Origin of the sequence: Jiangella sp. DSM 45060 (assembly GCF_900105175.1) — a bacterium.
GTDB lineage: Bacteria > Actinomycetota > Actinomycetes > Jiangellales > Jiangellaceae > Jiangella.
This window is the reverse complement of the sequence record NZ_LT629771.1, coordinates 6,222,269-6,240,358: the sequence shown is the minus strand read 5'-3', so window position 1 is coordinate 6,240,358 and position 18,090 is coordinate 6,222,269. Positions and strand designations below refer to the sequence as shown.

The 18,090-nt window shown below is 73.4% G+C and carries 16 protein-coding genes and 1 riboswitch; of the genes, 7 read left to right on the top strand and 9 right to left on the bottom strand.

What is annotated here, in order from left to right; translation table 11 throughout:
• Positions 1–5: 5 nt before the first annotated feature.
• From BLU82_RS28090 to BLU82_RS28065, 6 genes are all read right to left on the bottom strand, one after another.
• Positions 6–1,238: an MFS transporter gene (locus BLU82_RS28090; RefSeq protein ID WP_092624207.1), complete on the bottom strand. Its 1,233-nt coding sequence runs from the start codon at positions 1,236–1,238 to the stop codon at positions 6–8.
• Positions 1,235–1,612, bottom strand: coding sequence for a VOC family protein (locus BLU82_RS28085; RefSeq protein WP_092624206.1), 378 nt, complete (start codon positions 1,610–1,612; stop codon positions 1,235–1,237). Before BLU82_RS28085 ends, BLU82_RS28090 begins: the two co-directional genes overlap by 4 nt.
• A gap of 69 nt (positions 1,613–1,681) precedes the next feature.
• Entirely contained in the window at positions 1,682–1,864 is a 183-nt protein-coding gene (locus BLU82_RS28080; protein WP_092624205.1) for a YegP family protein, read from the bottom strand.
• A gap of 88 nt (positions 1,865–1,952) precedes the next feature.
• A complete protein-coding gene (locus tag BLU82_RS28075) occupies positions 1,953–3,278 on the bottom strand; it encodes a glycoside hydrolase domain-containing protein (RefSeq protein WP_092624204.1) in 1,326 nt (441 codons plus the stop codon).
• A gap of 72 nt (positions 3,279–3,350) precedes the next feature.
• Positions 3,351–4,175: a glycoside hydrolase domain-containing protein gene (locus BLU82_RS28070; RefSeq protein ID WP_197682526.1), complete on the bottom strand. Its 825-nt coding sequence runs from the start codon at positions 4,173–4,175 to the stop codon at positions 3,351–3,353.
• A gap of 21 nt (positions 4,176–4,196) precedes the next feature.
• Positions 4,197–5,255 carry a zinc-dependent alcohol dehydrogenase family protein gene (locus tag BLU82_RS28065; RefSeq protein ID WP_092624202.1) on the bottom strand — a complete coding sequence of 353 codons (1,059 nt, stop codon included), beginning with the start codon at positions 5,253–5,255 and terminating at the stop codon, positions 4,197–4,199.
• Positions 5,256–5,352: 97 nt separating this feature from the next.
• On the opposite strand from BLU82_RS28065, the gene BLU82_RS28060 reads away from it, so the two are divergent.
• Positions 5,353–5,931, top strand: coding sequence for a hypothetical protein (locus BLU82_RS28060; protein WP_092624201.1), 579 nt, complete (start codon positions 5,353–5,355; stop codon positions 5,929–5,931).
• 63 nt (positions 5,932–5,994) lie between these two features.
• Here BLU82_RS28060 and BLU82_RS28055 read toward each other — a convergent pair whose 3' ends face one another.
• Together BLU82_RS28055 and BLU82_RS28050 are read right to left on the bottom strand one after the other, a co-directional pair.
• Positions 5,995–6,456, bottom strand: coding sequence for a hypothetical protein (locus BLU82_RS28055; RefSeq protein WP_092624200.1), 462 nt, complete (start codon positions 6,454–6,456; stop codon positions 5,995–5,997).
• A 296-nt stretch (positions 6,457–6,752) separates the two neighbouring features.
• Positions 6,753–9,101, bottom strand: a complete 2,349-nt coding sequence (locus tag BLU82_RS28050; protein WP_304440687.1) for a Tex family protein — start codon at positions 9,099–9,101, stop codon at positions 6,753–6,755.
• A 149-nt stretch (positions 9,102–9,250) separates the two neighbouring features.
• A riboswitch (SAM riboswitch) is annotated at positions 9,251–9,363 on the top strand.
• A gap of 32 nt (positions 9,364–9,395) precedes the next feature.
• Between BLU82_RS28050 and BLU82_RS28045 the strand changes: the two genes are divergently transcribed.
• The 4 genes from BLU82_RS28045 to BLU82_RS28025 all read left to right on the top strand — a co-directional run bounded on the left by BLU82_RS28045 (position 9,396) and on the right by BLU82_RS28025 (position 12,946).
• The gene (locus BLU82_RS28045; RefSeq protein WP_231947599.1) at positions 9,396–10,688 is read left to right on the top strand and encodes an aminotransferase class V-fold PLP-dependent enzyme; all 1,293 of its coding nucleotides are present in this window, start codon (positions 9,396–9,398) and stop codon (positions 10,686–10,688) included.
• Between the two features lie 81 nt (positions 10,689–10,769).
• Positions 10,770–11,498 carry a CAP domain-containing protein gene (locus tag BLU82_RS35330; RefSeq protein ID WP_197682525.1) on the top strand — a complete coding sequence of 243 codons (729 nt, stop codon included), beginning with the start codon at positions 10,770–10,772 and terminating at the stop codon, positions 11,496–11,498.
• Between the two features lie 39 nt (positions 11,499–11,537).
• Complete coding sequence (locus BLU82_RS28030) at positions 11,538–11,915, top strand: MerR family transcriptional regulator (protein WP_069109150.1); 378 nt, start codon at positions 11,538–11,540, stop codon at positions 11,913–11,915.
• Between the two features lie 38 nt (positions 11,916–11,953).
• Positions 11,954–12,946 (top strand): aldo/keto reductase, encoded by a 993-nt coding sequence (locus tag BLU82_RS28025; RefSeq protein ID WP_092624197.1) that lies wholly within the window; start codon positions 11,954–11,956, stop codon positions 12,944–12,946.
• 211 nt (positions 12,947–13,157) lie between these two features.
• On the opposite strand, the gene BLU82_RS28020 is transcribed toward BLU82_RS28025, so the two are convergent.
• A complete protein-coding gene (locus tag BLU82_RS28020; protein ID WP_092624196.1) occupies positions 13,158–14,015 on the bottom strand; it encodes a YndJ family protein in 858 nt (285 codons plus the stop codon).
• A gap of 35 nt (positions 14,016–14,050) precedes the next feature.
• Here BLU82_RS28020 and BLU82_RS28015 point away from each other — a divergent pair, with 35 nt between their 5' ends.
• Positions 14,051–14,755, top strand: a complete 705-nt coding sequence (locus BLU82_RS28015; RefSeq protein ID WP_092624195.1) for a YggS family pyridoxal phosphate-dependent enzyme — start codon at positions 14,051–14,053, stop codon at positions 14,753–14,755.
• A 160-nt stretch (positions 14,756–14,915) separates the two neighbouring features.
• A complete protein-coding gene (gene topA / locus BLU82_RS28010) occupies positions 14,916–17,537 on the top strand; it encodes a type I DNA topoisomerase (protein WP_092624194.1) in 2,622 nt (873 codons plus the stop codon).
• Positions 17,538–18,090: the final 553 nt, after the last annotated feature.

Sequence of the window (18,090 nt, the reverse complement as noted above, 5' to 3'; positions counted from 1 at the left end):
GTGGCTCAGACCCGGGCGTGGCGGAACGGCGAGGCCAGCAGCATCAGCACGACGGCGGCGAAGACCACCGCGGCCGCGACGAGCGCGGGCAGCAGCCCCAGCCGGTCCGCGAGTAGCCCGGCGAGCGGCGAGACCACCACGATCACGGCCCGGTTGAAGGACCGCATCGTCGTGTTCGTCCGCGCCTGCAGGGCGTCCGGGGTGAGCGTCTGCCGGTAGGTCATCTCGTGCGAGTTGCTGAGGCCGATCGCGAAGCCGTACAACCCCTGTCCGACCCCGAGGAGCACCGGCGCGAGGACGGTCCCGGTCCCCGCGCCGGCGCTCACGGTCGCCACCACGGCGACCGTGGTGACGGCGTGAGCGGCGATGATCGCGCCGCCGGTGCCGAGGCGGCGGCCGGTGGCGGTGCTCACCGAGGCGCCGAGCAGGCCGCCCACGCCGGCCGCGGCGGTCGTGAGGCCGAAGACCGCCGGGGACAGCCCGAGCTCGCGCAGCGCCCAGACGGGGAGCACCGCGGACATCACCGCGTTCGCGGCGAACCACACGTGCGTCGCGATGGCCAGCCTCGCCAGTCCGGACGGGCCGTACACCCAGCGGACTCCCTCGGCGATCTCGCGGCGCAGGTTCGGCACCGGGCCGCCGGCCCGCGCGCGTGGCTCGTCCACCCGGGTCGTCGCGACCATGACCGCCGAGAACACGTAGGTGAGCGCGTCGGCGAGAACCGCCAGCGGCGCACCGACCAGCCGCACCAGCAGCCCGCCGAGCGCGGGACCGGCCGTCTGCGCGACCGCGTCGGCGCCGTCGATGCGGGCGTGCGCCCGTTGCAGGTGCACGCGTGGCACCAGCCGCGGCACGAACGCCATCGAGGCGGCGTCGTTCACCAGCGAAGCGGCGCCGAAACACGCCACCACGACCACCAGCAGCGGGAACGTCAGCAGGTCGGCGGCCCACGCTCCCGGGATCACCAGCAGCATCGCGGCCCGGACCAGGTCGCTGGTGATCATGACCGGCCGCCGTCGCACCCGGTCCACGAGCGCGCCCACCGCCAGGCCGGCCACGAGGTAGGGCAGCCAGCGCGCCGAGCTCACCCACCCCACCTGCGCGGCGCCGCCGTCGAGGTCGAGCACCACGAGCGTCTGCAGCGCCAGCAGCGTGACGTAGCTGCCGAGCCCCGAGACGGCCTCACCGGCCCAGAACCGCCGGAACCCCGGCGGCGGGAACGGCGGCTCGGTACTCACCCCGGGTCGGCCACGCAGAACTCGTTGCCCTCGGGATCGAGCATCGTGGTCCACCGCTCGCGGACGGCGAACACGGTGGCGCCGAGGGCGAGCAGCCGGTCGACCTCGGCCTGCCGGTCGGCCCCCTCGACCTCCATGTGCACGCGGTTCTTCACGGTCTTCCGCTCGGGCACCTGCTGGAAGAACAGCGTCGGGCCGGGACCGCCGACGGCCACCGTCGGGTCGGTCTCGGGGGTGAGGCCGAGCGCGGCCAGCCGGGCCACCTCGGCGTCGTCGTAGGGCAGGACGTCGTAGCCGTCGAGCACCGCCGCCCAGAACCGGGCCAGGCTCGGCGCGTGCTCACAGTCGACGACGATCTCGCGCAGAACGGCCATGCGCCCACACCCTAGACGAGCGGAGCCCCGGCCCGCGCGGCGGAACCGGGGCTCCCGGACGGTCCGGCGTCAGTCGGTCTGGTCGTCGATCTCCGCGTCGACGGCGTTGCGCCGGATGGAGTCGATGCCGTTGAGCGCGCCGCTCTTGCTGGCGTACGCCTCGCCGACGGCGATGACCTCGCCGTTGCCGGCCTTCAGGCGGAAGCGGTACTGGTCGGACTTGTCCTTGTAGAGCTCGAACTTCCCTGCCATCGAAAGCGACCTTCCTGTGACGACAACCTGGCAGCAGCAGCGTAGAGGCAGGGCCGGACGTCCGCCGCCCGAACCGGTACGTGTCGACTCACGGGCAGCGCGGCGCGGGCGCGCTCCACGTGTGGGAGGACTGGTTGCCGACGAAGTAGTCGCTGACCCAGCGTCCGTCGTCCATCCGGTTCCAGACCCGGCTCGTCCCGACCAGCGAGCCGACCGACTGGCACATGACGTACGCGAGCGCGCCGGGCTGCAGCGCCGCGCCGACGGCGGCGTAGTTCGTGCCCGGTCCGCCCCGCGCGGTCAGCGGCGTCGTGCTCGTCACCTGGCCCGGGTAGGTGCACTTGGGCAGGGCGCTGGAGAACGTGGTGCTCGACGGCGTCGACACGTAGTAGTCGGCCACCCAGGAGCCGTCGGTGAGCCGGTCCCACACGGCGCTGGTGCCGACCCGCTGACCGTGCCCCTGGCAGATCACCGCGACGGACGCCCCGGGCGCGATGCTGCGGGTGACGGGGTAGGCCGTCGACGGCCCGGTGCGGGCGTTGAGCGCCGTCGCACTGGTGACCCGGAACGTCTGCGCGACCGTCGCCACGGGCGCGTCGAGTGAGTCGCTGTCGATGTTCAGCGTGACGCCGCCGTGCGTCTCGGTGTGGTCGCCGCGGTACTGCTTGGCCCGCTGGTGGTTCGACCACTGGGTGTTGGGCGCCGTGGGCCAGCCGGTGAGCGCGGAGTTGCCGTCCCAGCGGGCCATCCAGACGGCGTCCGGCCGGGCCCAGCTGGCCGAGCCGTACGAGCCGGACAGCGTGGGCAGGCCGGAGTCCTGGTGCACGTACACGCCGGCCAGGTAGCCGGCCTGGTGGACGGTGACCGTCCAGGCCGAGACGTAGCGGCGGACCGCGAGGACGCAGTCGGCGTTCGTGCGGTCGAAGTGCTCGACGTCGGCGTAGAGCGCGCTGCCCGGCAGCAGACCGAGCGCACGCGCCTGCGTGACGGCGTCCTGCGCGTCCGAGATCCCGTACGAGCCCGCGGTCCCGGACGTGTACCGGTACGGCTTCGTGCCGAGCATGCAGGACGGCTGCCGCCCGAAGTACGTGGGCAGCAGCCGCCAGCCGGCCGCCGTCGCGCCGCGGACCCACGCGGCGGTGAGGTTGGGCTGGGTGCAGCCGCGGTTCACGCCGCCGAAGTAGATGTTGACCGTCCGGAACGGCGACACGCGCCAGGCCTGCAGCGCGGCCAGCGACGGTGCGGTGCAGGTGTCGAAGCCGCGCCCGGTGGCGACGGTGGCCGACGACCCGCTCGGGTAGTTCCCCGGCGTGGCCGGATAGCCGCCCGCCGGCGTGGTGAGTGTGGCGACGACCAGCGCCGCGCCGACGGCGGCAGCGGCCGCCCTGCTGACGGTGCCCGACCAGCGGCTCATGGTGGACCCCCCTGTCCTCCGGTTCCGAGTGTGCTCTCGAAAACCGCCGTTGAACAGGGGTTTCGGGCGGTGTTACCGACCTGCGACCGTGGCGATGGGCGCGTCGAGGGAGTCGCTGTCGATGTTGAGCGTGACGCCGCCGTGGGTCTCGTTGTGGTCGCCGAGGTACTGCTTGGCCCGCTGGTGGTCGGCCCACTGGCTGTCCGGCGCGGTGGGCCAGCCGGTGAGGGCGGGGCTGCCATCCCAGCGGGCCATCCAGACGGCGTCCGGGCGGGCGTGGTCGGGGGAGTCGTAGACGGCGGAGAGGTCGCGCAGGCCGGAGTCCTGGTGCACGTACACCCCGGCCAGGTAGCCGGCGTCGTGCAGCGTCGTGGTCCACGCCGAGACGTAGAGGCGGACCGCGGTGACGCACGAGGTGTCGCGGCGGTCGTAGTGCTCGACGTCGGCGTACAGCGCGCTGCCCGGCAACAGCCCGAGGTGCTGGGCCTGCGCGATGGCGTCCTGCGCGTTCGCGGTGCCGATGGCGGTGGCGTCGCCCTCGGTGAACCGGTGCTCCTTGGAGCCCAGCATGCAGATCGGCTGGTGGCCCATGTAGGTGGGCAGCAGGCCCCAGCCCATGCCGCTGACCGTCTGCACCCACGACGGGGTCAGGTTCGGCTGGCGGCAGCCGCGGTTGATGCCGCCGAAGTAGATGTTGACGGTGGTGTACGGCGACGTGCCCCACCACGCGTCGAGCGCGGCGACCGACGGCGCGGTGCAGGTGTCGAAGCCGAGGCCGGTGGCGATGGTGGCCTCGGGCACGCGCGCGTCGGCGGCGCCCACCGGCGCGGCGGCGGTGACGGAGGTGGCGGCGAACAGGACGGTGGCGGCGATGACCGCGTGTCGTCTCCGGGTCATGGATACAGTCATACCATCGCGTCAGGTGCCGGCGACAGGTCCGTTCGGCCGGATGACGCTCACCCCGGTCGGCGATCCGTCCGACATCGCAAGCAGCGCGTCGACGCCGTCCTCGAGGCTCAGTTCGCGGCCGAGCAGCAGTTCCGGCCGCAGCGTCCCGGCGGCGATCTCGGCCAGCATCGCCGGGTAGTGGTGTGCCGCCATGCCGTGGCTGCCCAGCAGCTCCAGCTCGGTCCCGACGACCGGCCCCATCGCCACCGCCTGGCTCGCGTGCTCGGCCACCAGCAGGCCGGCCTGGACGTGCCGGCCGCGGCGGCGCAGCCCGCGCACGGAGTTCTGGAACGTCGCCGTGCTGCCCAGCGCGTCGAGGGACAGGTGCGCCCCGCCGCCGGTGGCGTCGCGCACCGCGGCCACCACGTCGGTCCCGTCGCTCGCGTCGACGGTGACCGCGGCGCCCACGCTCCGGGCCAGCTCCAGCGCCGGCTCGGCCACGTCGACGGCGACCACCCGGGCGCCGTGGGCCGCCGCGATCATGACGGCGGACAGCCCCAGCCCGCCGCAGCCGTGCACCGCGACCCACTCGCCGGCCGCGACCCGCCCCTGCTGCACGACCGCGCGGTACGCCGTCGCGAACCGGCAGCCCAGCCCGGCCGCGGTGGCGAAGCCGACCGCGCCGGGCAGCCGGACGAGGTTGACCGCGGCGTGCTCGATCGCCACGTACTCGGCGAACGAGCCCCAGTGGGTGAACCCCGGCTGCGTCTGCCGTTCGCACACCTGGTGGTCGCCGGCCCGGCACGGCTCGCAGGTGCCGCACGCACAGACGAACGGGACGGTGACGCGCTCGCCCGGCCGCCAGCCGTCGACGTCCGGCCCGACCTCCGCGAGCACGCCGGCCAGCTCGTGGCCGGGCACGTGCGGCAGTTCGATGTCGTCATCGTGGCCCATCCAGCCGTGCCAGTCGCTGCGGCACAGCCCGGTCGCCTCGACCCGGATGACGGCGCCGCCGGGCGGGCAGACCGGCTCGGCGACGTCGCGGACGACCGGCCGCTCGCGAAACTTCTCATACACCATCGCGCGCACCAGCCGACCCTAGTCCGCGACCGGAAATCCCCGGTGCGGCGGGCGGTCGCGGCGCTATGCTCGCGTCGACCCACGTGCGCGTTCGGAAGGCTGGACGGTGGCGATCAACGATCTCTTCGACGCCGCCATGACGTTCCCGGTGGCGCCGTTCACGTTCCTCACCGTCGCCGTGGTCGTCTACTGGTTGCTGGTCATGGTCGGCGGCAACCCGCCCGTGGCCGGCGACGGCGTGCCGCTGAACGTCACCGGGTCGGTGTTCCTCGTGCTCGCCTGGCTGGGCACACTGACCGGCACCCTCGTCCGCGGCGGCGACGTCGCGGCGCGTCCGCCGGGGCTGCCGGCGTCGGTCGTCATCGCGGTGGCCGCGCTGGTGGCCGCCGGGCTGGGGACGGCGGTGCTGGCCCGGCCGCTGCGCCGCCTGCTGCGCCCCGGACGTCCGGCCGACCCGGCCAGGCTGGTCGGCAGCATCTGCGTCGTGCGCACCGGCGAGGTCGGCCCCGACGCCGGCCAGGCCGAGGTCACCGGGCCCGACGGCACCCCCGTCGTCATCGAGGTGCGCCACGACGGCATCGAGGAGCTGCGTCCCGGCAGCACCGCGATGATCCACGACTACGACGTCGAGCACCGGGTGTTCTGGGTGACGGCGTTCGACCCGAAGCTCGGCACCGCTCCGTGACGTCGTGAGAAGGGGGGCCGGGCCTGCGGGCCCGACCCCTGGTTGGTCGAACGAACTGCTACGTCACGACTCGACCGGCACGGTCACCACGTCGGAGACCACGCCGTCCTCGAGCAGCGTCAGCGTGGCCTCCGTGAAGGCCACATCGACGATGTCCGGTGTCCACTGCGCGTTCGGGCAGGTGGGCGTCGGCGGCAGCGGCTCTGGGTCGTCGCTGGTGATGCTGAAGACGAACTGGCCGTTGCGCGACGTGGGCAGCGGGGTCGTCGTGCCGGACACCGTCACTTCGGTGTCCTGCCCGGGGGCGCGGTTGCCGGCCGGGTTGATGCAGACGACTTCGGCGATGCCCGTCGCCTCGACGGTGATCTCGAAGGTGGTGCCGCCGAGACCGGCGACCTTGCCTTCACAGAGCACCTGGGTGCCGATGTCGACGCACTCGGGGGCGTTGCGGCCGCCCTCGATGAAGTGGCCGCTCTGGGCGACGGCCGGCGTGCTGATGAATCCGAGCAGTCCGAGTACGGCCACCAGGATGATGATGATGCGTTTATGTCATCCCCGTTGGATGTCATGGGTTCCACGGTCTGACTGCGGAGTTGGCACTGCGGATCGATCGTGGATCGCATCGGTGGCGCACGCGAGCGCGCGAGAAGTCTCATGCCCCCCTGGCCGGGCGGGGACACCGGCCATGTCGTGCCCCCTGCGCCGGTCCCTCCGCACGCGACGCTAGACCCGGCCCGGTACCCGGGCAAGGGCGTGGTTCGGTCCAATCAGCCCGCTTGACCTGCGGTGATGAAGTGGGCAGCGGCAACCATCGGGTGATCTCAGCGCCCGTAGCCGGCCCGGCGGAACGCGTCGGCGATGGCACCGGCGGCCGGTGCCGCGTCGCGCTCGCGCTGCGGCCGGCCGCCGCCGCGGGGCTGCCCGCCACCGCGCTGTCCGCCGCGCGGCTGGCCCCCGCCGGGCTTGCCGCCGCGGCCACCCGCGCCCGGCGCCGGCAGTTCGTCGTCCAGCCGCAGGGTGAGCGAGATGCGCTTGCGGTCGACGTCGACCTCGAGGACCTTGACCTTGACGACGTCGCCGGGCTTGACCACCTCGCGCGGGTCCGACACGAACCGCTTCGACATCGCCGATACGTGCACCAGGCCGTCCTGGTGCACGCCGACGTCGACGAACGCGCCGAACGCGGCGACGTTGGTGACGACGCCCTCCAGCGTCATGCCGGGGGTGAGGTCGGTGAGCTTCTCGACGCCGTCGCTGAACGTGGCGGTCTGGAACGACGGCCGGGGGTCGCGGCCGGGCTTCTCCAGCTCGCGCAGCACGTCGGTGACGGTCGGGACGCCGAACACGTCGTCGGCGAAGTCGGCGGGCCGGAACTCGCGCAGCGTGCGGGTGTCGCCGAGCAGCCCCTTGAGCTCGCGGCCCGAGGTGCCGACGATGCGCCGCACCAGCGGGTACGCCTCGGGGTGCACGCCGGACGCGTCGAGCGGGTCGTCGCCGCCGGGGATGCGCAGGAAGCCGGCGCACTGCTCGAACGCCTTCGGCCCGAGCCGCGCGACCTCCTTGAGCGCGGTGCGGGTGCGGAACGGGCCGTTGTTCTCGCGGTGAGCGACGATGTTCTCGGCCAGCCCGGGCGTGATGCCGGAGACCCGGCTGAGCAGCGGCGTCGACGCGGTGTTGAGGTCGACGCCGACGGCGTTGACGCAGTCCTCGACGACGGCGTCGAGCGAGCGGGACAGCGCGAAGTCGGGGAGGTCGTGCTGGTACTGGCCGACGCCGATGGACTTCGGGTCGATCTTCACCAGCTCGGCCAGCGGGTCCTGCAGCCGCCGCGCGATGGAGACGGCGCCGCGCAGCGAGACGTCCATGCCGGGCAACTCCTGAGCGGCGAACGCCGACGCGGAGTACACCGAGGCGCCGGCCTCGGAGACCATCACCTTGGTCAGCCCGGGCCGGAGCTTGACGAGCTCGGCGGCCAGCTTGTCGGTCTCGCGCGACGCGGTGCCGTTGCCGATGGCGACGAGGTCGACGTCGTGCTCGCGGGCCAGCCGCTCCAGCGTCGTCAGCGCCTCGTTCCACCGGTTCGCCGGCTGGTGCGGATAGATGGTGTCGGTGGCGACGACCTTGCCGGTGCCGTCGACCACGGCGACCTTCACGCCGGTGCGGAAGCCGGGGTCCAGGCCCAGCGTGGCGCGGGTGCCGGCGGGCGCGGCCAGCAGGAGGTCGCGCAGGTTGGTGGCGAACACCCGGATCGCCTCCTCCTCGGCCGCCTCGCGCAGCCGGGTGCGCAGGTCGAGGTCGAGGCGCAGCAGGATGCGGGTGCGCCAGGCCCACCGGACGGTGTCGGTGAGCCACTGGTCGGCCGGGCGGCCTTCGTCGCGGATGCCGAACCGGCGCGCGATCTCGCCCTCGTACGCCGCGGTGGAGCCGTCGTCGCCGGTGGGGTCGACGGTGAGGTCGAGCACCTCCTCCTTCTCGCCGCGCAGCATGGCCAGCACGCGGTGCGACGGCAGCTTCGTCAGCGGCTCGGCGAACTCGAAGTAGTCGGCGAACTTCGCGCCGGCCTGCTCCTTGCCCTCGCGCACCTTCGCCGTCATGCGCCCGGCCGTCCACACCTGCTCGCGCAGCGTGCCGATGAGGTCGGCGTCCTCGGTGAAGCGCTCGACGAGGATGGCCCGGGCGCCGGCCAGCGCGGCGGCGGCGTCGTCGACCCCGGCCTCCGGGTTCAGATAGCCGGCGGCGACGGTCTGCGGGTCCTGCGTGGGGTCGGTGAGCAGACCGTCGGCCAGCGGCTCCAGCCCGGCCTCGCGGGCGATCTGCGCCTTGGTGCGCCGCTTCGGCTTGTACGGCAGGTAGATGTCCTCGAGCCGGGCCTTGGTGTCGGCCAGCAGGATCTGCGCCTCCAGCGCGTCGTCGAGCTTGCCCTGCTCGCGGACCGACTCGAGCACGGCGGCCCGGCGCTCCTCCAGCTCGCGCAGGTAACGCAGCCGCTCCTCGAGCGTGCGCAACTGGGTGTCGTCGAGCCCGCCGGTGCGCTCTTTGCGGTACCGCGCGATGAACGGGACGGTGGCGCCCTCGTCGAGCAGGGCGACGGTGGCGCCGACCTGGTGCTCGTGGACGCCGAGCTCGTCGGCGATGCGCTGCTGGACGGACGGCAGGGCGGGCTTGGACACGTGGTTCCACTCTCTTCGGCAGGACGTCCCCGGCATTCTGCCGCTTAAGCCGGGATCGCCGCGAGCCGGACCAGATTCTCACTCAGCGAGACGAATTCGCTCAATGGGTGGACGATGAGTGTCACGGCCGGTTAGGCTCGCGGTCGAAAGGTCATGAGCGCCAGCGCCAAGCCCCGGCTCGCTGGCCGGCAACCCTCCACCGCGGTGGGGTGCCCCGGGTGACGACCTGGCCGGCTCGGCCCCGAGTCGGCAAGCGCGGACCCGTGCCCCGGGTCCCGGCCACCTGGAGGACCCGTGACCGTGACCGACCTGCCCCGCGTCCACGCCCCGCTGCCGGCCGCGCCCACCGAGCCGCTGCTCCCGGTGGCCGGCGCCGACCTGCGGGCGCCGCTGGCCGGCGGTGGCGACGCCCGCTACGTCAACCTCGACTACGCGGCCAGCGCGCCCGCGCTGAGCGCCGTCGCCGACCACGTCGCCGAGATCCTGCCGACGTACGCGAGTGTGCACCGCGGCGCCGGGTACCCGTCGCAGCTGTCGACCCGACGGTACGAGGACGCCCGGGCGACCGTCGCCGGGTTCGTCGGCGCCCGCCACGACGACGTCGTGGTGTTCGTCCGCAACACCACCGACGCGCTCAACCTGCTGGCCGGCTGCGTGCCCGAGGGCGGCGAGGTCGTGGTCCTCGACCTCGAGCACCACGCCAACCTGTTGCCCTGGCAGCGCGGCCCGCACCGCGTCGTCGAGGCCGCGCCGACGCTGGCGCAGACGTTGAGCCGGCTGCAGGTCGAGCTGTCCCGGCGCCCGGCCGCGCTGCTCGCCGTCACCGGCGCCTCGAACGTGACGGGCGAGCAGCTGCCGCTCGGCGCGCTGGCCGGGCTGGCGCACCGCAACGGCGCGCGCATCGCCGTCGACGCCGCACAGCTCGCTCCGCACCGGCGCATCGACATCGTGGCCGGCGAACTGGACTACGTCGCGTTCTCCGGGCACAAGCTGTACGCGCCGTTCGGCGCCGGTGTGCTGGTCGGCCGCCGCGACTGGCTCGACGCCGCCCCGCCGTACCTCGCCGGCGGCGGCGCCGTCCGCGAGGTCACCACGGCGGCGACGCAGTGGGCGCCGGCCCCGGCCCGGCACGAGGGCGGCTCGCCGAACGTCATCGGGGCGGCCGCGCTGGCCCGCGCCTGCGAGGCGGTCGCGGCGCTGCCGGAGGGCTGCGTCGAGGTGCACGAGTCGGCGCTGCGCCGCCGGCTGCTGGCCGGGCTCGACCGCCTCGACGGCGTGCGGACGCTGCGGCTGTGGCCGGACAGCGGCTCCGCCGTCGGCGTCGTCGCGTTCACCGTCGACGGCTACACCGCACGGCAGGTGTCCGAGTACCTGTCCGCCGAGCACGCCGTCGGGGTGCGCGACGGCCGGTTCTGCGCGCACCCGCTGCTCGACCGGCTCGGCGCGGGCGACGGCGCGCTGCGGGCCAGCTTCGGCCTCGGCTCCACCGCCGCCGACGTCGACCGCCTCCTCGCCGCCGTCGAGCTGCTGCTCACCGAGGGCACCGCCCGCACGTACGCCGTCAGCGCCGACCGCCCCTGCGACTGAGCGCCGAGCCGGAGAACAGGGAGGTTTCGGACACTCCGGGCCGGGGCAAGAATGCCCTCCGTCGAGTGGACGGAGGCGGGCATGCGGCCGAGGCGGGCGAGCACCGCGGCCTGCGCCGCCGCCATCGCCGTTCTGGTGACGTCCGGCTGCGGCGAGGAGCCGATGGCGATCCCGCGGGCGGACAGCGCCGAGCTGGTCCCGCTGGAGTCGTCCTCGCCGCCGCCCGCCGAGACGCCCACGCCGACGCCGACCGAGACGCCGACCCCGACACCCACGCCCACCCCGACGCCGACCCCGGAGCCCGAGGCGACCGAGGAACCGGAACCCGAGCCGTCGGAGACCGAGGAGCCGGAACCGGAGGAGCCGGCCGAGCCGGAGCCGACCAACGCCGGCACGCCGGAGCCGCCGGTCGAGCCGGACCCCGAGGGCATGTCGGAGCGCGAGCAGGAGGTCATCGACCGCACCAACGAGGTCCGCGCCGAGGAGGGCTGCGGCCCGCTGCGCGCCGACGACCGGCTGCACGAGGCCGCCCTCGCGCACAGCGCCGACATGGCCGACCGCGACTACTTCGACCACGTGACGCCGGAGGGCGTCGGGCCGGGCGAGCGGGCGGAGCGGGCAGGGTACGACGGCTGGGGCGGCGAGAACATCGCCTGTGGCTATCAGTCCGCCGAAGCGGTCGTCGACGGCTGGATGGACAGCGAGGGTCACCGGGCCAACATCCTGAACTGCGACTTCGAGGCCATCGGCGTCGGCGCGGCGGACAGCTCCCGCGGGCCGTACTGGACCCAGATGTTCGGCTACGAGTGACTTGACTTCGAGTGCACTCGAAGCCCTACCGTCGATGACGTGACGACGCTCACCGCACCGTCCGAGACCATCTCCGAGGTGGCCGAGCGCACCGGCGTGACGGCCCACACGTTGCGCTACTACGAGCGCATCGGCCTGCTCGACGTGCCCCGCGACAGCGCCGGGCGGCGTCACTACACCCCCGACGACGTCGACCGGGTCGTGTTCATCACCCGGCTGCGTCAGCTCGACATGCCGATCCGCGACATCCAGCGCTACTTCGAGCTGGCGGCGCTCGGCCCGGGCACCGAGCCGGAACGGCTGGCGCTGCTGGTCGAGCACCGCGAGGCGGTGCGGGTCCGCATGGAGGCGCTGCGCATCGCTCTCGACGTCGTCGACTTCAAGATCGCCAAGTACGGCGGCAGCGCGGCCCCGTAGGCGCACAGCACCCGGCACACAGCACCGCAAGGAGCACCATGTCCCTACCCCAACGCGCCCTCGGCCGGTCCGGCCTGACGGTGTCCGCCCTCGGCCTCGGCTGCATGGGCATGAGCCAGTCCTACGGCCCCGGCGACGACACCGAGTCGGTCGCCACCATCCACCGCGCGCTCGACCTCGGCGTCACCTTCCTCGACACCGCCGACATGTACGGCCCGTACGTCAACGAGGAGCTGGTCGGCCGGGCCATCGCCGGCCGCCGCGACGAGGTCGTGCTGGCGACCAAGTTCGGCATCGTCCTCGACCCCGCCGACCCGCTCGCCCGCGGTTTCGACGCGAGTCCGGCCTACGTCCGCGCGTCCATCGACGGGTCGCTGCGCCGGCTCGGCGTCGACCACGTCGACCTCTACTACCTGCACCGGGTCGACCCGAAGACCCCGATCGAGGACACCATCGGCACGATGGCCGAGCTGGTGCAGGCCGGCAAGGTGCGCTACCTGGGGCTGTCCGAGGCCGCCGCCGACTCGATCCGCCGGGCGCACGCCGTCCACCCGATCGCCGCGCTGCAGACGGAGTGGTCGCTGTGGAGCCGCGACCTCGAGGGCGACATCGTCGGCACCTGCCGCGAGCTGGGCATCGGCCTGGTGCCGTACAGCCCGCTCGGCCGTGGCTTCCTCACCGGCGCGATCACCTCGCCGGACGACTTCACCGACGACGACTACCGGCGGCACAGCCCGCGGTTCCAGGGTGAGGCGTTCCAGCGCAACCTCGAGCTGGTCGAGACGGTGCGCGAGCTGGCCGCCGCCAGGGGCGCGACGGCCAGCCAGATCGCGCTGGCCTGGGCCCTGGCCCGCGGCGACGACGTCGTGCCGATCCCCGGCACGAAGCGGCGCCGCTACCTGGAGGAGAACGTCGCCGCGCTGGATGTCACGCTGACCGCCGCCGAGCTGGAACTGCTCGACTCGAGCGTGCCGGCCGGCGACCGCTACGCCGACATGACGTTCGTCGCGGGGGTGTCGCCCGCGCGCTGATCAGCCGGCTCAGATCAACACGTTCCATTGGTCGAGGGCCCAGCGCCAGCTGCCGTCCGGCTGGCGCCGGGCCACCTCGGCGGTCACGCCGCCGTCTGCCAGGCGGGTGGACGTCAGCGCGACGTCGCCGGTGCGTCGCGGTCGTTGACCCGCCGGACGAAGAGGCGTTCGAGGTCGGCGGGGTCGGCCGCGACGGGCCGGTCGTCGGTGGTCATGGTGGGGCTCCTTCCGGGCGGATGGGCGACGGCGCGCGCTGAACCCGGCGCCAGGCGAGCAGGCCGCACAGCGCGAAGCCGAGCGCGTTGGCCAGGCCGTGGGTCGCGGCCATCCAGGTCAGTGACAGGTGCGGGACGGTGTCCCAGACGTGGCCCGCGGCCCAGCTCAGCGCCAGCAGCATCGTCACCGCGAGCACGGCGGCGCTCACGCCGAACAGTGCCCGGGTCACGCGGCCGCGGGCCGACGGCGCCACGTCGCGCCACACGGTCCAGCCGAGCAGCCACATGCCGGCCGTCAGCACGACGGCGCCGGCCAGCTCGACGCCGTCGCCGGTGAAGTAGCCGAGGAACACCAGGGCGATCCCGACCGGCACCGTCACCGCGGCCATCGATGACGACGGTGACGGCGCCCGGCTCGCGGTCAGCCCGGCCAAGAGCGCCGCCGCGAACCCGGCGTAGTGGAAGTGCGCCACCGTCAGCAGCTGCGTCGTCATGCCGAAGCCGAGCAGCTCCCAGCCGCCGCGCTCCGCGATCAGCGAGCTCGCGGCGACGGCCGGTGCGACCATGGCCGTCAGAACCGCGACCTCGACCGGCGCCGGCGACCGCCGGCGCAGCAGCCGCAGCAGCGCCAGCACCGCGAGCCATGCCGTGACGGACGCGTAACAGCAGGCCAGTGCGACGGTGAAGGCGTCGCCGCGGTCGAGCAGGAGGGACAGCCCGCCGAGCAGCCCGGCGAACGGCCACACCTGGCCGACCGGTCCGAGCCGCCGCCGGTCGTCGTCGATCAACCGCAGCCCGAGCGGCACCACGACGACCATCGCGAGTGCGAGGATCCAGCCGACCAGTACCGTCACGACTGAGACTCTAGAGGCGACCTGGAAGGGGATCGATGGCGGCCGACGCGGACATCCGGGCCAATCTGGCGGCGGTGCGGGAACGGGTCGACGCCGCCTGCGCGGCGGCCGGTCGGGCGCCCGGCGAGGTCGAGGTGCTGCTGGCCACGAAGACGCAGCCGGCCGATCGTATCGCCGTGGCCATCGCGGCCGGCGCCCGGCTGATCGGCGAGAACCGGGTCCAGGAGCTGGCGGCGAAGGACGCCGAGCTCTCCGGGTTGCCGTGCGAGCGGCACTTCATCGGCCACCTGCAGTCGAACAAGGTCAACCAGGTGCTGCGCTACGTCAGCTGCGTGCAGTCCGTCGACGGCGTCGAGCTGGCCGACCGGCTCCAGCGCCGGCTCGAGGCGCAGGACCGCACGCTCGCCGTGCTGGTGCAGGTCAACACGTCCGGCGAGGCGAGCAAGTCCGGGGTCGCGCCGGACGACGCGATCGCCGTCGTCAAGGAGGTCGCCGCCCGCGACCGCCTGCGGGTCCGCGGCCTGATGACGGTCGGGCTGCAGTCGCCGGACGACGCGTTGGTGCGGGCGTCCTACCGCGACCTGCGGGTGCTGCGCGACCGCGCCGCCGACGCCGTCGGAGCCGCGTTGCCGGTGCTGTCGATGGGGATGAGCGGCGATCTGGAGGCGGCCGTCGCGGAGGGTGCGACGCTGGTCCGGGTGGGCTCCGCGGTGTTCGGCGCACGGCCCCGGACGGCCTGATGCCGCAGCAGACGGCGGTGTTGATCATTGGCGGCGGGGATCGCCGTCTGGTTATCCTCTTCGCGTCTCGGGAACAACGTCGGATACCGTGCGTTGTCGCAGGGGAGTGTTCGTGAGCCGAAGGGGTCGGTTCACCGTGCCCGGGGAGTGAGGAGCATTCATGGCCCGATCCACGAACGGCACGGCCCGCCGCCGTCTCGTCGTCGTGGAGTCGCCGGCGAAGGCCAAGACCATCGCCGGCTACCTTGGCGACGGCTACATGGTGGAGTCGTCGTTCGGCCACATCCGCGATCTGCCGTCGAAGAAGACCGAGGTCCCCGAGGCCGAGCGCGAGCGCTACGGCAACCCGGTCGGCGTCGACGTCGACGGCGGGTTCGAGCCGCTGTACATCGTGCCGGCGGGCCGGGCCAAGGACCAGGTCAAGAAGCTCAAGACCATGCTCAAAGAGGCCGACGAGCTCCTGCTCGCCACCGATGAGGACCGCGAGGGCGAGGCCATCGCGTGGCATCTGCGCGAGGAGTTGAAGCCGAAGGTCCCGGTCCGCCGCATGGTCTTCCACGAGATCACCCGCGACGCCATCCGGGCCGCCGTGCAGAACCCCCGCGACATCGACGAAGACCTCGTCGACGCCCAGGAGACGCGGCGCATCGTCGACCGCCTCTACGGCTACCAGGTCTCCCCGGTGCTGTGGCGCAAGGTCATGCAGGGCCTGTCGGCGGGACGGGTCCAGAGCGTGGCCACGCGCCTCGTCGTCGACCGCGAGCGCGAGCGCATGGCGTTCCGCTCGGCCGAGTACTGGGACCTCACCGCCACGCTCGACACCGGCACGTCCGACGACCCGCACGCGTTCGAGGCCCGGCTGGCCACCGTCAACGGCACCAAGGTCGCCACCGGCCGCGACTTCGACGCCCGTGGCGAGGTGAAGAGCCGCGACGTCGTCGTGCTCGACGAGCAGCGCGCCCGCGCCCTGGCCGCCGCGCTCGGCGACGCCGACTACACCGTCCGATCGGTCGAGGCCAAGCCCTACACCCGCAAGCCGTACGCGCCGTTCCGCACCACCACCATGCAGCAGGAGGCCTCGCGCAAGCTGGGCTACGGCGCGGCCCGCACCATGCAGGTGGCGCAGCGGCTGTACGAGAACGGCTTCATCACCTATATGCGTACCGACTCCATCACGCTGTCCGACTCCGCGCTGAACGCGGCCCGGGCGCAGGTCGCGGAGCTGTACGGCACCGAGTACCTGCCCGACGCGCCGCGCAAGTACACCAGCAAGGTGAAGAACGCGCAGGAGGCGCACGAGGCCATCCGCCCGGCCGGCGACTCCTTCCGCACCCCGGCCGAGACCGGCCTGCGCGACGACGAGTACCGGCTGTACGAACTCATCTGGATGCGCACCGTCGCCTCGCAGATGCGCGACGCCAAGGGCGAGACGCTGACGGTCCGGGTCGGCGCCACCGCCGCGTCCGGCGAGGACGTCGAGCTCACGGCGTCCGGCCGCACCATCACCTTCCACGGCTTCCTCAAGGCCTACGTCGAGGGCGCCGACGACCCCGAGGCCGAGCTCGACGACCGCGAGCGGCGGCTCCCGCAGCTCAGCGAGGGCCAGGGGCTCACGGCGGCCGGCATCGAGCCCGAGGGCCACAGCACCAAGCCGCCGGCCCGCTACACCGAGGCCACGCTGGTCAAGGAGCTGGAAGACCGCGAGATCGGCCGCCCGTCCACGTACGCGTCGATCATCCGCACCATCCTCGACCGCGGCTACGTGTTCAAGCGCGGCACCGCGCTGGTGCCGGCCTGGCTGGCCTTCGCCGTCGTCCGGCTGCTGGAAGAGCACTTCACCCGGCTGGTCGACTACGAGTTCACCGCCAAGATGGAGGACGTGCTCGACGAGATCGCCGGCGGCCGGGCCGACCGCGCCGCCGAGCTGGCGCAGTTCTGGCACGGCGACGACAGCGTCGCCGGGCTGAAGAAGCTCGCCGACAACCTCGGCGAGATCGACGCGCGCGAGATCTCCTCGTTCCCCATCGGCGAGGGCTTCACGGTGCGGGTCGGCCGCTACGGGCCGTACCTCGAGGACATCGAGGGCAACCGCGGCAGCATTCCCGAGGACCTCCCGCCCGACGAACTCACCGTCGAGCTGGCCGGCGAGCTGGTCGCTCGCGGCAACGGCGACCGCGAGCTGGGCCAGAACCCGGCCACCGGGCGCACCGTCGTCGCGAAGTCCGGCCGGTACGGCCCGTATGTCACCGAGCTGCTGCCCGACGACGCGCCGAAGAACGAGCGCCCGCCCACGGCGTCGCTGTTCAGCAGCATGTCCGTCGACACCGTCTCGCTCGACGAGGCACTGCAGCTGCTCACCCTGCCGCGGGTGGTCGGCAAGGACGCCGAGGGCGCCGAGATCGTCGCGACCAACGGCCGCTACGGCCCGTACGTCAAGAAGGGCTCCGACTCTCGTTCACTGCCCGACGAGCCGTCGCTGTTCACCGTCACCGTCGAAGAGGCCGAGAAGCTGTTCGCGCAGCCGAAGGGCCGCCGCGGCGCACGAGCGGCCACGCCGCCGCTGCGCGAGCTGGGCACCGACCCGGTGTCCAACAAGCCGCTGGTGGTGAAGGACGGCCGGTTCGGCCCGTACATCACCGACGGCGAGGTCAACGTCACGGTGCCGCGGGGTACCGACATCGAGCAGCTGACGCATGAGCGGGCGGTCGAGCTCATCGCCGAGAAGCGGGCCAAGGGTCCGGCGCCGAAGAAGCGGGCCGCGCGGGCGAAGTCGCGCAGCTGACTTCGGCGGGGCCGCCTGCCTGATGGGTCGTGTGGCGGGCTGTGTTCGCCGGGCGCTCGGCATCCGCCGGTCCGGACGGCGGTGTTGTTCCGCGCGGGTTGACCTGAGCGCCAACTGTTGGCGTTGTCGTCACCCGGGCCGCCACTAGTACCGCCGCTGCGGCGACCGCCGCCACGGCACGCGACGGGCCGGTCGCTGCCTCGGCATCCGCCGGCCAAGGCGACGGTGGTGTTCCGCGCGGGTTGACTTGAGCGCCAACTGTTGGCGTTGTCGTCACCCGGGCCGCCACTAGTGCCGCCGCTGCGGCGACCGCCGCCACGGCTTTGCCGGTCCGGCCGCCGCCACGGCAGGCGACGGGCCGGTCGCTGCCTCGGCATCCGCCGGCCCAGGCGACGGTGGTGCGTCCGCGCGGGTTGACCTGAGCGCCAACTGTTGGCGTTGTCGTCACCCGGGCCGCCACTAGTGCCGCCGCCACGGTTACCTGCCGGCCCGATCGCTGCCTCGGCATCCGCCGGCCCGGCCACCGCCACGGCATCCGCCTGGGCCGCCACCG

Excerpts from the sequence above, each read along its gene's own strand:
- BLU82_RS28085 (WP_092624206.1), bottom strand. The coding sequence starts at position 1,612 with ATGGCCGTTCTGCGCGAGATCGTCGTCGACTGTGAGCACGCGCCGAGC.
- BLU82_RS28080 (WP_092624205.1), bottom strand. The coding sequence starts at position 1,864 with ATGGCAGGGAAGTTCGAGCTCTACAAGGACAAGTCCGACCAGTACCGC.
- BLU82_RS28075 (WP_092624204.1), bottom strand. The coding sequence starts at position 3,278 with ATGAGCCGCTGGTCGGGCACCGTCAGCAGGGCGGCCGCTGCCGCCGTC.
- BLU82_RS28070 (WP_197682526.1), bottom strand. The coding sequence starts at position 4,175 with ATGACCCGGAGACGACACGCGGTCATCGCCGCCACCGTCCTGTTCGCC.
- BLU82_RS35330 (WP_197682525.1), top strand. The coding sequence starts at position 10,770 with ATGCGGCCGAGGCGGGCGAGCACCGCGGCCTGCGCCGCCGCCATCGCC.
- BLU82_RS28025 (WP_092624197.1), top strand. The coding sequence starts at position 11,954 with ATGTCCCTACCCCAACGCGCCCTCGGCCGGTCCGGCCTGACGGTGTCC.
- BLU82_RS28015 (WP_092624195.1), top strand. The coding sequence starts at position 14,051 with ATGGCGGCCGACGCGGACATCCGGGCCAATCTGGCGGCGGTGCGGGAA.
- topA (WP_092624194.1), top strand. The coding sequence starts at position 14,916 with ATGGCCCGATCCACGAACGGCACGGCCCGCCGCCGTCTCGTCGTCGTG.